Origin of the sequence: Bacillus sp. 3G2 (assembly GCF_044324725.1) — a bacterium.
GTDB lineage: Bacteria > Bacillota > Bacilli > Bacillales > Bacillaceae_G > Bacillus_A > Bacillus_A mobilis.
The window spans coordinates 1,459,536-1,475,899 of record NZ_CP172246.1 but is presented as its reverse complement, the minus strand read 5'-3'; the positions used below and the strand labels follow the sequence as shown (position 1 = coordinate 1,475,899).

15 protein-coding genes are annotated in these 16,364 nt (G+C 35.6%); 2 read left to right on the top strand and 13 right to left on the bottom strand.

Annotated features, from left to right (window positions below; translation table 11 throughout):
• Window positions 1-113: 113 nt before the first annotated feature.
• The 12 genes from resE to ACHZK0_RS07500 form a co-directional block, all read right to left on the bottom strand.
• Complete coding sequence (resE, locus tag ACHZK0_RS07555) at window positions 114-1,889, bottom strand: sensor histidine kinase ResE (protein ID WP_080492755.1); 1,776 nt, start codon at window positions 1,887-1,889, stop codon at window positions 114-116.
• Window positions 1,889-2,605: a DNA-binding response regulator ResD gene (gene resD, locus ACHZK0_RS07550; RefSeq protein ID WP_000426862.1), complete on the bottom strand. Its 717-nt coding sequence runs from the start codon at window positions 2,603-2,605 to the stop codon at window positions 1,889-1,891. The genes resE and resD overlap by 1 nt, the downstream gene beginning before the upstream one ends.
• 302 nt (window positions 2,606-2,907) lie before the next feature.
• On the bottom strand, window positions 2,908-4,065 hold the full coding sequence (resC, locus tag ACHZK0_RS07545; RefSeq protein ID WP_242241383.1) for a cytochrome c biogenesis protein ResC: 1,158 nt from the start codon (window positions 4,063-4,065) through the stop codon (window positions 2,908-2,910).
• 14 nt (window positions 4,066-4,079) lie between these two features.
• Window positions 4,080-5,705 carry a cytochrome c biogenesis protein ResB gene (gene resB / locus ACHZK0_RS07540; protein ID WP_395761384.1) on the bottom strand — a complete coding sequence of 542 codons (1,626 nt, stop codon included), beginning with the start codon at window positions 5,703-5,705 and terminating at the stop codon, window positions 4,080-4,082.
• A gap of 121 nt (window positions 5,706-5,826) precedes the next feature.
• Window positions 5,827-6,348: a thiol-disulfide oxidoreductase ResA gene (gene resA / locus ACHZK0_RS07535; RefSeq protein WP_262740728.1), complete on the bottom strand. Its 522-nt coding sequence runs from the start codon at window positions 6,346-6,348 to the stop codon at window positions 5,827-5,829.
• Window positions 6,349-6,442: 94 nt separating this feature from the next.
• A complete protein-coding gene (rluB, locus tag ACHZK0_RS07530) occupies window positions 6,443-7,171 on the bottom strand; it encodes a 23S rRNA pseudouridine(2605) synthase RluB (protein ID WP_000440552.1) in 729 nt (242 codons plus the stop codon).
• 288 nt (window positions 7,172-7,459) lie between these two features.
• Entirely contained in the window at window positions 7,460-7,990 is a 531-nt protein-coding gene (spmB, locus tag ACHZK0_RS07525; RefSeq protein ID WP_000029511.1) for a spore maturation protein SpmB, read from the bottom strand.
• Window positions 7,987-8,583 carry a spore maturation protein SpmA gene (spmA, locus tag ACHZK0_RS07520; RefSeq protein ID WP_000247806.1) on the bottom strand — a complete coding sequence of 199 codons (597 nt, stop codon included), beginning with the start codon at window positions 8,581-8,583 and terminating at the stop codon, window positions 7,987-7,989. The genes spmB and spmA overlap by 4 nt, the downstream gene beginning before the upstream one ends.
• A complete protein-coding gene (dacB, locus tag ACHZK0_RS07515) occupies window positions 8,576-9,700 on the bottom strand; it encodes a D-alanyl-D-alanine carboxypeptidase DacB (protein WP_061677827.1) in 1,125 nt (374 codons plus the stop codon). Before dacB ends, spmA begins: the two co-directional genes overlap by 8 nt.
• Before the next feature lie 264 nt (window positions 9,701-9,964).
• On the bottom strand, window positions 9,965-10,879 hold the full coding sequence (locus ACHZK0_RS07510; RefSeq protein ID WP_262740730.1) for a superoxide dismutase: 915 nt from the start codon (window positions 10,877-10,879) through the stop codon (window positions 9,965-9,967).
• Between the two features lie 105 nt (window positions 10,880-10,984).
• Complete coding sequence (locus tag ACHZK0_RS07505; protein ID WP_063261774.1) at window positions 10,985-11,476, bottom strand: YpuI family protein; 492 nt, start codon at window positions 11,474-11,476, stop codon at window positions 10,985-10,987.
• Window positions 11,477-11,497: 21 nt separating this feature from the next.
• Window positions 11,498-11,887, bottom strand: coding sequence for a hypothetical protein (locus ACHZK0_RS07500; RefSeq protein WP_061677829.1), 390 nt, complete (start codon window positions 11,885-11,887; stop codon window positions 11,498-11,500).
• 186 nt (window positions 11,888-12,073) lie between these two features.
• Between ACHZK0_RS07500 and mprF the strand changes: the two genes are divergently transcribed.
• Entirely contained in the window at window positions 12,074-14,656 is a 2,583-nt protein-coding gene (mprF, locus tag ACHZK0_RS07495) for a bifunctional lysylphosphatidylglycerol flippase/synthetase MprF (protein WP_262740731.1), read from the top strand.
• Window positions 14,657-14,660: 4 nt separating this feature from the next.
• Here the strand turns inward: mprF and ACHZK0_RS07490 are convergent, their stop codons facing one another.
• A complete protein-coding gene (locus ACHZK0_RS07490; RefSeq protein ID WP_262740732.1) occupies window positions 14,661-15,449 on the bottom strand; it encodes a hypothetical protein in 789 nt (262 codons plus the stop codon).
• 175 nt (window positions 15,450-15,624) lie between these two features.
• On the opposite strand from ACHZK0_RS07490, the gene deoD reads away from it, so the two are divergent.
• Complete coding sequence (deoD, locus tag ACHZK0_RS07485) at window positions 15,625-16,332, top strand: purine-nucleoside phosphorylase (RefSeq protein ID WP_000110707.1); 708 nt, start codon at window positions 15,625-15,627, stop codon at window positions 16,330-16,332.
• Window positions 16,333-16,364: the final 32 nt, after the last annotated feature.

The following is a 16,364-nucleotide window of genomic DNA, read 5'->3' as shown; positions in this document are numbered from 1 at the left end:
ATTCTTCATTCGACTAAGATAGAAAAAAGTTCTACTATTATTTATTTAATTGATTTTACAAAAAAATAAAAAACAGTAGAACTTTATTTATTATCAACTTTAAAAACGCATATCTAAATTATACGATTCGGCAAATATACAGAGAATGTAGTTCCCTCTCCAACAACACTTGAAACAGCAATTTTGCCATCATGGCCTTGTACAATATTTTTTGCAATCGCAAGCCCAAGTCCTGTTCCAACTTTTTTCCCACGTGTTCTTGCTTTATCAGCTTTGTAGAAACGATCGAATAAAAATGGAATATCTTCTTCTGGAATGCCAGCACCCGAATCTTGTACTTCAAAAATAAGGCCATTATTTTTCGTATCAATTACAAGTGTTACATGTCCACCTGCATTCGTATGACGAATTGCGTTATCAATTAAATTCGTCAATACTTGTTCCATACGATCTGCATCAAACGGGTATTGCTCAATTGGATTTTGGAAATCAACCGTTAATGCGACTTCTTTATCCTTTGCAATTCCTTGGAATTTACGACCTATTTTTTCAACGAAAGGATGAATATCAACTTCACCTATATGTAACTCTACATTACCACTTTCCATACGCGCTAAATCTAATAATTCATTTACAAGTTTACCTAAACGAACAGATTCATCATAAATGATTTGAACAAACTCATTAATTTCTTCTTTCGTTTGCACAATATCATCTAAAATCGCTTCACTATATCCTTGAAGCATTACCATCGGTGTACGGAGTTCATGTGATACGTTCGCAATAAAGTCTTGACGCATTTTCTCAAGACGACGTTCTTCCGTCATATCACGCAATACAGCTACCGCCCCGCGAATTTTCGTTTGGTTGTAAAGCGGCGTCATAAGAACTACATAGTTCCCTTTTTGTAAGTTAATTTCAACCACTTGTTGTTGTTCACTTTCTACAACGAGATGGAATAGTTCAACAAGTTCAGAAGGTAGCTTTTTACTTAGCTCTATTTCTTTTTCTTCTTGCCAAACTTGTAAGAAATGTTCAGCCGGTGGATTGATTACAACGACTTCACCTTCTTGATTTAACGTAATAACCCCATCTGCCATACTACTTAAAATACTAGCTAACTGCTCTTTTTCTTGCTGCAGAGCATTCATATTAAACTTCAACTGTTTTCCCATTTGATTTAAGGCCGTTGCAAGCTCACCAATCTCGTCCTGAGACACCATAGGAGCTTTCGCATCAAACTTCCCACGCGCCACCTCAAAAGCAACCTCACGCATTTTACGGAGTGGTGCTGTAATTCGAGTAGATAAGAAGAATGCAAAGAAAGTTGTTAATATAATCGCAATCCCTGCTGATAAGAATATAAAATCAGTCGTTCTCTCCATACCTTGTATCGGAACTTTTAAAGATTCGTATACGAACACTGCACTTTGATTTTTCGACTGCACTGGTTTTCCGACAATCATAATATCATTTTCAGTGTTTTTATTCTTTCTACTATTAGAGGCTTTTCTAATGTTATTCTTAATTTCTTTTTTGTCTGTAAAAACAGCCGCTAATTCTTTATCTTCTTTTAAATCATCCATTGTAAGAGTGACTAACCCTTCTTGTTTCGGCGAAGAAGAGATTTCTTTACCATCTTCTACAATAATGATCCTTGAAAGTGGATCAGAGAATTTGTACGCGATATTCTCAATCGTTTTTACATCGGCACCTTCTTCAATTAACTCTGAAACACTTGTTGCAACTTTTTGAAGCCTAGCTTCACTCATATCAACATAATATGTTCTAAAAAACTGTGAAAGTAAAATCGCAACAAATCCAAGCACAAACGAAACGAGAAGTAATATGGTCATCCATAACTTCCCTACTACACTTCTCCAAAGCATCAGTCGTTCACAACCTCAAACTTGTAACCTACGCCCCAAACGGTAACAATCATCTTCGCAGCATCTGGTGATTTTTTGCTTAACTTCTCACGTAAACGCTTTACATGCGTATCAACTGTACGTAAATCTCCGAAGAATTCATATTGCCATACTTCTTTTAGCAATTGCTCACGATCAAATACTTTATCAGGCGCTTTCGCTAAGAATAATAGTAATTCGTACTCTTTCGGTGTTAAGTTCACTTCATTACCATCTGCTGTAACACGGTGTGCATCATTATCAATTGTTAAATGAGGGAACACAGTAACATCTTTTGTCGTTGTATCTTGTGTAAAGAATGTTGTTGGTACAGAACGTCGTAAGACCGCTTTCACACGAAGCACTACTTCACGTGGGCTAAATGGTTTCACAATATAATCATCAGTTCCTACCTCAAACCCTTGTACTCGATTTACCTCTTCACCCTTTGCTGTCAGCATAATAATTGGCGTCGCTTTCTTCTCACGAACCCCTTTACACACTTCAATACCATCTTTACCAGGCATCATAAGATCTAATAGAATCAAATCGTAATCATTTTGTAACGCCATTTCTAAAGCTGTATCGCCATTGTCTGCTTCTTCAATTGTGTATTGTTCTCTTTCTAAATACATTTTCAACAAACGACGAATACGATCCTCATCGTCTACAATTAAAATTCTTGATTCATTTTCCATTTCTACCCGTTGCGTATTTTTACCACAACGGTTTACACCTACCCTTCTACACTAGTATGTTGCGCTATTCTCGTTTATTTAAGCAATCTTCTAAATGTTTCACTTCCCATATTATGCTTCACAAGAATAATAAAGTTTGTTCAATTTTTTTCCAAAACTATGTATTTTTTTTGAACAGTATATAATGTCCTCGACATCATTTTACAAAATCAACCGCTACTTTGTCATGTTTTTCTCAAAAAAGAAGAAAAGTTGACAAAAATAAAATAGGAAAGTGACATTCACTCTCCTATTTTATTTCTCTATGCGTATGAATGTAAACCCGCGATAATTAAGTTTACTACAATAAAGTTAAACATAATGATCGCAAAACCAATTACCGCTAACCATGCTGACTTCTCTCCATGCCACCCTTTTGATAAACGTAAATGTAATACCGCCGCATAAAAGAGCCAAGTAATAAGTGCCCAAACTTCTTTTGGATCCCAGCCCCAAAAACGTGTCCACGCTATTTGTGCCCAAATCATCGCAAAAATTAATGCACCTAATGTGAAAACTGGGAATCCAATTGCAATAGATCGATATCCAATTTCATCTAGTAAATCACTATTCGTATTCTTTACTAACGGCTGAAGCGCCGCTGATACTCGTTTCCGTAAAACAAGTCTTAATACGATATAAAGCAAAGTTCCGACTAACACAGACCAAATTACTGTATTTAATTTTTTTGCATTTACAATCGCTGGAACTTCAACTGTCGGCTCGAATTTATTTTCTGTCAATAACTTTCCTTCGTGTGGTCCCACTAAAGCCGGAAGATTGTACTTCATTTCAACTTGTTGTTCATTTTTATCAATCCATTGAAATTTCGCTTCATATTTCATACTAGAAAATACCGTTGTTACTCCAATAAATCCAACTGTACAAACAAGTGTGAACACGACCGCTTCTAACCAAAATGTACGTTTCGTTCTTTTTGATTGATCTACATTTTTCAATAAATACATAACACCCGTAATAAAACTAATCGCTAAGATTGCTTGTCCTGCTGCTGCAGTCGTCACGTGAATATGTAACCAATTACTTTTTAAAGATGGAATAAGCGGAGATATTTCCCGCGGAAACATACTCGCATAGGCAATTAATAAAAGCGCAACTGGTAACGCGAATAGTCCGATTATACTTACGCGATACATAAAATACATGACAATAAATGCTCCGACAAGCATCATGCCGAAAAACGTACCGAATTCAAAAAAGTTACTAACCGGTGCATGTCCTGATGCAATCCATCTCGTAACAAAATATACTGTTTGTGCAATAAACCCTAAAATTGTAATCGTTATTCCTATATTTGCCCATTTATGACCTTTTTCTTTAATTGCTCCCCCGAAAAATAAAGTTGCAATTAAATATAAAATAAATGCGGTAAAGAGAAAGTTACTACTTATTTGCACCATATCGTTTCCCCACCTTAACTAATTTTTTTATCCACTACTTTATCGCTTGGCTGCGGAATTGCTGTACCTTCTAGTACTCTTTCAATATCTTTCTTTAAACCGAACCAATTTTTATTCGTATGTCCTGCAATCCACCATTCATCATTAACGCGTTGTATCCAAATACGACGATGATTCCAATACATCCCTTGAATGACACCAACCATAAATATAAATCCTCCAATACCGAGTATCCAAAGCGTTAAATCTTTCCTTACAGTAAGTGCTGTTGCATTTTGCATTTCCACACCGGCAAACGACATTTTATATTTATTATTTCCATCAGGTTCTATATTTTGCTGAATACCAACAAAACTCACTTCACCATCTGGTGTTTCAGGCGTAAACATTTTAAACACAAATGCAGGGTTGTTTGGTAATTTCGTTTTCGTATTTGGTCTTCCACTCTCATCAAAATAAAAATCAGGGAAATAGCTTAATAGTTCTAAAGAATAACCGTTTCCTAAATCATATTTTTCTGTAGGGTTCGTTAAATCAACTTTGATCGGTCCCCACTTTTGATTATTTTCTTTGTTTTGCAGGTTAAAGGACATACTTTTAAATTCATTTTCTTTATAATCCAATTGATAAACAGCGAACTGATCAAATTTCATTGGCTCATTTACTCGAATTTCCACTTCTTTTACTTTTTCTAATTTCGGTTTTTCTCCTGCTATATTTTCGCCGACCGCTTTATACAATACAGCATTCGTTTGGAAGTTTTTCGCAATCATTTTATCGCCTACACGATCAATCGCTTCATCAAAAACTTCCTTGTCCTTACTTTTATCATAAACTTCCTTTATAAACTTCTCATTTTTTAAGTAGTATTGCCCATCTGTTCCTGGTATTTCTTTCGTTTCACCATCACGTAACCAAAGGGCTTCGTCTACGTACATACTCGGTAAAAAACGGAGCATTGCACCGAATAAAAAGATAATGAGACCGATATGATTCACATATGGACCCCAGCGTGAAAACCGTCCCTTTTCAGCTAAAATGTTACCGTCTTCCACTTTCACATTATAGTTCGTTTTCTTTAAATTGCTTTGGACTCTTTCCAAATCACCATCTTGCGGTGTACCAGTGCCGTATAATCTTTGTCTCTTTAAAAAGCTAGGGTGTCTTTTCACCCCTTGCTTCTTTAAAGCTTTATAAAGTGGAATGACACGGTCTAAGCTACATATCACAAGTGAAATACCAATTGAAGCAATTAAAATCATATACCACCATGAACCGTATAAATTATTAAATCCTAATTGATAGTATAATTGCCCTAAAAATCCGTATTCTTGCTTATAATATTCAGCTGGTGCAATTCCTGGAGTTATGTACATTTCTTGTGGAAAAATAGTTCCTATCGCTGATGCAGCTAAAGTGATTACAATGAGCCATACACCTACTTTTACAGAAGAGAAAAAGCTCCAAATTTTATCGACTATCGTTTTTGTTTGCGTGAGAGATCTCCGAGCACTCCCCTCATAGCGCATATCCAATAGTTTTATATTTTCATTGCTTTCAAATGGTTTCCCACATGCTTCACAAAAAACAGTTCCTATCGGATTAACGTGTCCACATTCACACTTAATTTCTTTCAACACTCTCACCGCCCCTGTATCTATATGTACTATTGTATATTCTACCCTCAAGTTACCGCAATACTCAGAATTTTTAAATCGAAGACGCTATAGGTAAGCGCCTCGTATGTAAAGGCTTTCTTTATTACGGAGTAATTTTCTTTAAATATCCTTCTAACTGTTCTTTCGTTTGTTCACCTATAATTTTCTCCACTACTTTTCCATCTTTATCAATCAAGAAGCTTGTCGGTAATGGTCCTACGCTATATGTCCCTATGATTTTTGTTCCTTTATCAATAGCGACTGGGAATTTCAAATCATATTGTTTCACAAAGTTCTTAACAGCAATTTCTGTTTCATCTGCATCTAACGCAATAATTTCAACGCCTTTTTCTTTATACTTTGGATATAATTCATTCATATAAGGCATTTCTTTTTCACACGGTTTACACCAAGTGCCCCAAAAGTTTAAAAATACACCTTTTCCCTTTAAATCTTTCAGTTCAATTTTCTTTCCTTCTAAATCTGTCACAACAAAGTTAGGTGCTTCTTTTCCGATTTGCATTTTCTCCTTATCAGCAAAGAACCCTTGATAAAGTGTAAATCCTACAGCACCGCTTAAAATGATCAGAATAATAACGCGAAATAATAAGCGATTTTTCTTCATATTGTCTCCCCTCTCTTCGACGAGTGATAAATATATGTATGTTTTAATAAATCACCAGCGGAACATTCCACTGGTGAAAGTTTCACACTATCGATTAGCGCGGCTTTGTAGAAGCCAATGCACGTAATTGTTTCACCTCATGTGGTGACAATTCTCTCGCATCACCAGGGCGCAAGCTACCCACTTCTAAAAAGGCGTAGCGTTCACGCTTTAGTTTCACTACTTTACAATCTAGCGCTTCAAACATGCGGCGTACTTGACGATTACGTCCTTCATGAATCGTTAATTGTACAATCGCAGTCTCTTTACGCTTGTCCCAAGAAATAATTTTCACTTGTGCTGGTGCTGTTTTTCCATCTTCTAATGCAACACCTCGTTCTAACATGCGAATTTTCTCACCTGTTAATGGCCCTTTAATTTTTGCAACATACGTTTTTTCAACTTTATATCTCGGATGCATTAATACATTTGCAAATTCCCCATCATTTGTCATTAATAATACGCCAGATGTATCATAATCTAAGCGGCCGATTGGGAATAAACGTTGTCTAATTTCAGGGAAAAAGTCTGTTACAACACTTCTTCCTTTATCATCTGATACACTTGAAATTACGCCAGTTGGTTTATATAGTAAAAAATAAACAGGTTCTTCTTTTTCAAGAGGGATGTTATTTACTTCTACTTTATCTTGAGGAGTGACTTTCGTTCCTAACTCCTTCACTATTTTTCCATTTACTTTCACTTTTCCTTGCTGAATTAATTCCTCAGCCTTTCTTCTCGATGCAATACCTGCTTGCGCAATCACTTTTTGTAATCGTTCCATTTCTTTTTTTCACCTCGAATTTATCTTACCTTACATTAGAAAGACTTGGCAACCGCATACACTTGACGCTTTTCGCTTCATCTTACTTAAACAACATAGCGATGATAATAAACATATAAAGGCCAAATCATGTTTTTACCTTTTATTATTGTCCATATTCTTCATATTGCTCACAATAAAAGTTCATCATTTTGTCAAAAACACCGCATAAAAAAACCACTATTAAGCAACACCTTAATAGTGGTCGTATACGTATTATAAGCGAAATAGCGTAAAAAATGAATAGCCTTACTTAAACATTAAAGAAACAAACACAATTGAACAAATAATTCCGATTAAATCGGCAAAAAGTCCTACTTTTAATGCATCTCCCATTTTTCTAATTCCAACAGCTCCGAAGTATACTGTTAAAATATAAAAAGTCGTATCTGTACTTCCTTGCATCGTAGAAGCCAATCTTCCAATAAACGAGTCTGGCCCATAAGTGGCAATTAAATCGGTCGTAATACTTAAACCAGCAGAGCCTGAAATAGGGCGTATAAGTGCTAGTGGAACAATTTCTGCTGGGACATGAATTAAATCTAACATCGGTTTCATTACTGATATCATTGCATCTAATGCACCTGAAGCTCGAAATATTGAAATAGATACAAGCATCCCAACCATAAATGGTAAAATGGAGATTGCAATTTGAATTCCTTCTTTTCCTCCCTCAACGAACGATTCATAGGTTGGCACTTTCTTTATCGTGCCATATAAAAGGATAAAACCAATTACACAAGGGATTACCCATAATGATATCGTATTGACAATACTCATTTCTTCCGCCCCTTCCTACTCCTTCTTCGGTAAAAATAGCGGTCAATCCAAATCGCTCCGATCATAGAGAGTACTTGTGCAATGAATGTTACCCCTACAATTTCAGTAGGATTCGCTGATTCATACGTCATTCGAATCGAAATGACAGTAGTAGGAATTAAAGTAATCGCTGATGTATTTAACGCGAGAAACGTTACCATAGAACGGCTCGCCGAATCCTTCCCTCCATTTAATTCTTTCAATTGTTCCATTGCTTTAATACCAAGAGGGGTCGCTGCATTCCCTAATCCAAAAAAGTTTGCCATCATATTCGATAAAATAAATCCCATTGACGGATGATCTTTCGGTATTTCTGGAAATAATCTTTTTACGATCGGCATAAAAAGTGACACTAACTTTTTTAACAACCCTGCTTCCTCTGCAATTTTCATTAAACCAAGCCAAAATACTAAAACACTAATGAGTCCTATACAAATTGTTACTGCGTCTTTTGCTCCGTCAAATACAGCTTTATTTATTGCTTCCATCGTTCCATTTATCATGGCATATACAATCCCTATGACTGCCATCGCTACCCATACGAGATTAACCATCGCTCCCAACACCTATCATATGAGAAAAAATTTCTTTCACATTATTCCAGTACATTCCCGTTGTAGCTACTAACTTTCGTTTACTATAAAATAAATTCCGTTCTCCAACTTTCTCATTGCCAACATAAATTTCTGTCTTCCCAACCTTTACGCCATCCTTAAGTTTTGCACTTTTATCGAGTTCAACTTTTAATACGACATCCTTTCTTTCTTGCTCAGTTAATGGCACCGCAAAACTATTTTTCGTATAAACATGATTGGCATATTTCTTTTCAGTTATTTCAGCAAGAGCTCCTTGTCCTACAACGTTCGTTTGCTTGAAACGTTCAAAACCTTTATCAAATAAATTCATATGATCATCCCAATCGCTAGAAGCGCTCAAAGTTACGACAATTAGATCTAGTCCATCTTTTGATGCTGTTGTAACAAGTGTCCGTCCCGCTTTCTTCGTAAAACCGGTTTTTCCTCCTGTCGCAAATTCATAATAAGATGTCACGAGTTTATGTTTGTTTTTCCATGGATAATCCCACGAATCTGATTTATACGTTTTTGTCCCAAAAATCTTCTTAAAGGTTTCATTCCCCATTGCATACTTCGTTAAAAGTGCCATATCATAGGCTGACGAATAATGGGAGCCATCTCCATCCAAACCATGTGGGTTTGAAAAGTGAGTATCTTTCATTCCAATTTGTTTCGCCTTTTCATTCATTAAATATACGAACCCTTCTATACTCCCTCCTACATTTTCAGCAATTACTTGTGCTGCATCATTACCAGATCTAAGCATGAGTCCGTATACTAAATCCTCTAACTTCACTTTCTGTCCAGGTTTTAAATAAATTGCTGATCCTTCTACTCTCACTGCTTCATTACTAACTGGTACCATTTCTTTCATTTTTCCTGATTCAGCAGCTAACAACGCTGTCATAATTTTTGTTATACTAGCAATTTTTTGTGACTCGTGTTCTGCTTTCCCATATAATACACGACCTGACTGTTGTTCCATTAATACAGCATTTCGAGCACTGACATTACTGTTCATCTTTGCATATGTAGGAATTGGCATAACGCTTGCATACATAATAAAAAGCGTGATTATTACACAAATTCGTCTCATATTTCCCCCCACGTCCTTTTGGCACTTTTTGTACAAGTGTATGCTTGGCCTTTTAAAATATGAACGAAATCTCTTGCCCCTTCCAATAAAGTGAAACTTTAATCAGTGGGGGTTTTGTTCATCCCCCACTTATTATCAGCCCTCACCAATCGGGCTTTTACGGGCAGCCCGATCCCCACCTAAATTCTTTGCTTTCACTGAATTTTGAGGTGGGGTCTTACTGCCCGTTAAATGCGGAATAAAAAAGACGCAGAAAATCTGCGTCTAATACGGTGTCCATTCAATTTGTTTCGCACTTTCAAATCTTTTTTCGACATCAGTCCAATTTACAACATTCCACCAGTTTTTAATATATTCATCTTTTCGATTTTGATATTGTAAATAATACGCATGTTCCCACACGTCTAGTACGAGGAGCGGTATGGTATCCCATTGTGTAAATAATTGATGAAGTGTACTCTGCAAAATTTCTAATCTTCCAGATCGTGGCACCCAGACGAGAATCGCCCATCCTGATCCTTCCACTTTAGAAGCTGCTTCTGTGAAATGTTTTTGAAAACGTAAAAAACTTCCAAAATCTTGCTCAATCTGTTGTGAAAGAGCCCCTCTCGGACTTCCGCCACCATCTTTTTTCATGTTATTCCAAAATATCGTGTGTAAGTAATGACCTGATCCATGAAAAGCGGCTTCTCTTTCCCAATGCTTAATTAAATCAAATTGATTCGTTTTTCTCGCTTCTTCCATCATCTTCTCTGCCTTATTTAATCCTTCCACGTAACTGCGATGATGTTTATCATGGTGTAACATCATAATTTCTCTAGAAATATAAGGTTCTAACGCATTATACGGATAAGGTAATGGTGGAAGTGTATGCCCTCCAATTGGAACAGCTCGTTCACTATCCCCTCTTTCATATAGTTCATATTCCTCTTCTCCTTGCACGAATACTTCCTGCAAATGATGCTGAATATGTTCTACATCATCACTTATCTCATACATAAACTCTGCATCTGTATCATACTCATGCTCTTTCATACGATCTAATAACGTTTGAATTTTATAAGCAAGCATATGGACATCATACACTTCCATTGCACGGCTATCTAATACGTGAAGAACACTTTCACACCAGCTTTCTACTTCATGAAAGTAATCTGTAAATACACCTTGCTGACTCATGTTACACCTCCTTAATGCTATCCCCATAAATATATTCAAAGGAAATCCCTTATATAACTTTACAAAAGGAAAAGAAGCTAAGTCCTCTTAGCTTCTTTTTCGCAATTAATATTTGTGTAACATCTTTGTTTGGTAATCCGTCTCATAATATTCTAATTCTTCACGCATCAATTGAAATTTACCTTCTAAACTCTTCATCACTTGCTCTACAGATGCTGGTGGCGTTTGTTGAAAAACGATGGAGTTTTTCCCTGTATAGGCAGACCGACTATTTTCATACCAATGATCACTCTTTGGTGAGAAAAACTCTGCAATTACTTGATGATAAATTTTATATAAAATTTTTTCAGCTGCTGTTTTTCGAAATGGCTGGCTATTTAACAAAACAAAACATGCATCATGTCCTTCTTCACAAAAAACGAGAAGACGTCTCATTGATGCTAATAACCCTTTATAATATTGCTCGTTCCCTGCTGGTGTTTCTTCTAATAAAGAAGGTAACGTATGATAATTTACATAATTGGTTATCAGTGTAATAACATCTTCTAAAAACATAGAAACTTGTTCTGTTTGATTTTCAACCATCAGATTAGACATTTTTCCCTCTCCTTTGCCATTTCACGCTATTTCTACTCTTTTATTTTTATGTAATTCAGCCAATATTTCTTGTACTTTCACCACTGTTCCCTCATCAAAATATTGCTGGAATTCTTCTATATTATTTAAATATAAACGTTTTTGCATGCGAAGCTCATTCTCTTTCAGTAAACAACATATCGCTACAATATCCCGTAAATATATGTCTTGTTCTTCTACTTTACATACTGGATTTCCTTCAAAAGGCGTAATTTCTTGTAAAACTTCTTCAAAATATCGAACATATAAAACGGAAAAAGTTCTCTCTTTATTATTTAATATATATGTCACTTCAGATCTATTAAAGAAATCTTCTGATGTATTTGGTTTTGCTTTCTCTAACTCATATCCCGCATAACCTATTATAATCATCTACTTCCCCTCTCTTCCTTCTTCTAATTTATTTTAACTTAATTTTCTGACAAACGAAATACTCTTTTAAATATAACCCTTACAAAAAATAGCTTCCCTATACAGGAATTTACCTTTTTATTTTTCTTGAAGTTTGTCATAATAATATTATTGTCTCAGTTTTCTTATACAAGGAGAGTTGTATTTATGTCGTTTTCATGGAAACGTTTCTTACAAATCGGGAAATTTATCTTCCCATTTGTTGTATTAACAATTGTATTCTTTCAAGCAAAAAAAGAATTAGCAGGCATTTCTTTTTTAGAAGCAATCAATTCAATTAAAAACATTCCAACCGGCGGAGTCTTTTTAGCAATTACACTTGGTGCATTTGCCGTATCAACAATGTTCTTTTATGACTATGTTATGCTTCGTTATTTAAAAGCTGATATACCAGTCCAAAAGATTTTCCGTATCTCATGGATTGCTAATACTTTAAATGGATTTATTGGATTTGGTGGTCTCGTTGGGGCTGGTGTACGCACAATGCTTTATCGTCCATACATAAAAGAAAATGGCAAACTTATTAAAAGTATCGCCTGGATGACAACTGCTTTTATTAACGGGTTAGCCATTCTTTCATTCCTCGGTCTTATTGGAATATTAGACACAAGTTTTATTTTGCATGAAAAACCGTGGCTATGGCCTGTTCTTATCTTTTTCGCTCTTTTCGTCCCTATATATATCGGTTTTTCTAAACTTAAAAATAGAAAAACAAACCAATTCGAAGGACAAGAAGAAGCAGAAGAGAAAAACCCAACTGTTTTATACTCATTAGTTTCATTAGTCGAATGGGTATCTGCGGGTATTGTTATGTACGTCATATTAATATTATTTGGCATCGATATCGAATTTCAAAAGTTTTTAGGTGTGTATGTAATTGCTGCTTTAGCTGGCGTTGTGAGTCTTGTGCCTGGTGGCCTTGGTTCATTTGATCTTGTCTTTTTAACTGGACTCGGACAGTATGGCATTGATACAGGCGTATTACTACCTGCTATGTTATTATATCGCCTCGTCTATTACATTTTACCTTTCTGCCTTGGTCTTATTTTTGCAGCATTTGAAATGACAGGCGTGGCCATTAAAAAGTTTGAAGATAAACCTTTTATTGCGCCTGCATTAGAAACAACTGGTGTTATATGGACTTTGCAGCGTGATTTTCTAGGAAAATTAGGTTCATGGGCATCTGCTGCCTTAACAGTATTTGCTGGACTAATGGTTATTTTATCGACCATTCTACCAACAAGTATAAACAGAGCACACGCCTTACATATTCTAGCTCCAAAACCTCTTATTCAATTTTCTTTTAGCTTATCACTAACATTTGGTATTCTCCTGCTAATCCTTTCACGAGGCATATATTATGGAACAAAACGTTCTTACTATATGACGATTATTTCTTTAATCGGAGCAGCAATCTTTAATACGCTAAAAGGAATTGATATTGAAGAAACGTTTATTTTATTAATCGTACTCGCTGTATTATATATGCTTCGTAAAAGATTTGTACGCGAGAAAATGGAAGTCTCACTTTCTGATATGGTAAAAGTTTTTATATTCCTACTTATAACTTTATATTTATATAAAAACTTAGGTATTTTATTTGCAGGTGCAAAAGAAGCCTTTAAACCTGATTTTGTCGTTCGTAATATTACACAAGTGAAACGAAGTGCATTAGCAGCTGCCTTTTTCGTTCCTACTTTTTTACTGATTGGCTCACTCATTGCCAACCGTTATCGAAGTGAATTTCCCGGGCAACCAGCGAATGATAAAAGATTGAAAAACTTCTTAGATGAACATAATGGAAATGTACTTAGTCATTTGGGATTTTTAGGAGATAAACAATTCTTCTTCAGTAGTGATGGGAAAGCGCTCCTTCTCTTCTCTATAACGGGAAAGCGCCTTGTTGTGCTAGGTGATCCAATTGGGGATCCTTCCTCTTATCGTACTGTGTTACAAGAGTTTTTAGCTGAGGCTGATCGATTTGGATACATTTGTGTATTCTACCAAATCGAAAGTAAATGGATGAGTTTATATCATGATTTTGGTTATAACTTCTTTAAGCTTGGTGAAGAAGCTGTCGTTGATTTAAACACATTTACAATAACAGGAAAAAAACGTGCCGGTATGCGCGCGACTTTCAACCGTTTTGAAAGAGAAGGCTATACATTCTCTATTCACCAGCCACCATTCTCAGATGAACTTTATGAAGAGTTAAAAAAAGTTTCAGAGGCATGGCTCGGCGGTAAAAAAGAGAAAGGCTTTTCACTCGGATACTTTGATCGTGAATATATTAGCCGAGCACCTATCGCTACATTATCTGATGCGGATGGAAAAATCATCGCATTTACAACCTTTATGCCGGTATATCAAGACGGGTCATTGTCTGTTGATTTAATGCGCTATTATCCAGATGCACCTAGCGGCATTATGGATGCAATTTTCATTCACCTATTCCAGTGGGCCAAAGAAAATGAATACCATTCCTTTAATATTGGTATGGCACCACTTTCAAATGTAGGTTTATCAACACAATCTTTCTGGTCTGAACGGGTTGCTGCTGCCATCTTTAATAATGTTCGTTATACGTATAGTTTCAGCGGACTACGTCATTTTAAAGAAAAATATAAACCAGCATGGAGCGGTAAATATTTAGCATTTAGAAAGAATCATTCTTTACCAATTACAATGCTCTCTGTAACAAAATTAATAGGAAAACGAAAAAACAGCTAAACATTTAGCTGTTTTTTCGTTTTTGAACTTGTACAATAAATTCTTTTTCATATTTCTTACCATTTATATAGAAATCTCCCCATATTTTATACGTTCCTTCTACAGGAAATGTAATACGATATTGTAATTGCTCATCTGTATCAACAGGTATTGCATATAAAAAGTTTTCTCTCGTTTCGTCCACGATATAGAGTGCCTCTACTTCTCCTCTCTCGGAATGTAATTTCAATTTCTCACCCTTTTTCGCTTGAAATTGAAATGTTAACGTCGCTGGTTCATTCGGATGCAAGGCACCAAATAATAAAGAAACTTCATACTCCCCTATTTTTTTTGTAAGCACACTATCGATTGGAAATTTTACTTTTTTCTTATTTTTCTCCTCTATTTCTCTCCCAAAATCTTTCTTCGCAAATGGTTCCACAGACTTATTTTTGTCTTCATATAAAAATATTGTATATCCTTCATCTTTCACTATTTTGGAAGAAACCTTATATGATCCATTCCCTGCAAATGTAGGTTTTATTTGTTGTACATGTTTTAATTGTCCGTCTACAATAACTGCCCGAATTTGATCATTCACACCACGAACTTCGTTGTTTTTATTATTTAGTAATTGAAACGAAATATCTACTTTCTCATTTCCTTTTCCATTTGACACATCCCATTTTACTTCCTGAACATCACCTACAGTCTCTGTAGTTTCCTGATACTTCTTTATGTAAAATCCGCCTACTACAATAAAAAGCAAAGCAACAAGTCCAATGACAAGATTTTTCAAAACATCACCTACCATTTTTATTGTCTCTATTCATACAAAACTTCTTACATATATATTCTAGATTATGATTTATGAAATCCTCCTGCTTTGCACATATTACAAATAATTAAAAGATTTTAATTGAAAGGATTGATAGTGTATAATGCAAATGATATTGATTTCTATCAATACATTATAAGGAGGACTTTTCATGAGTGTACATATTGAAGCAAAACAAGGCGAAATTGCTGAATCTATTCTATTACCTGGTGATCCATTACGTGCAAAATATATCGCTGAAACATTTCTAGAGGACGTTACTTGCTATAATAACGTGCGTGGTATGTTAGGTTTCACTGGAACTTATAAAGGAAAACGCGTATCTGTTCAAGGTACAGGTATGGGTGTTCCTTCTATTTCTATTTATGTAAACGAATTAATCCAAAGCTACGGAGTTAAAAATTTAATTCGCGTTGGAACTTGCGGTGCGATTCAAAAAGACGTAAAAGTACGTGACGTTATTATTGCAATGACAGCTTGTACGGATTCTAATATGAACCGTTTAACATTCCCAGGTTTCGATTTTGCACCAGCTGCAAACTTTGACCTTTTAAAGAAAGCTTACGATGCTGGAACTGAAAAAGGCTTACACGTTCGTGTTGGTAACGTTTTAACAGCAGATGTATTTTACCGCGAAAGCATGGACATGGTTAAAAAACTTGGAGATTACGGTGTACTAGCAGTAGAAATGGAAACAACTGCTCTTTACACATTAGCAGCGAAATACGGTGTAAATGCGTTATCTGTATTAACAGTAAGTGACCACATCTTCACTGGTGAAGAAACAACATCTGAAGAGCGTCAAACTACATTTAACGAAATGATTGAAATCGCTTTAGATGCAGCAATTCAACAATAATACATTAAAGAACTCGTCATACGTCTGTCGAG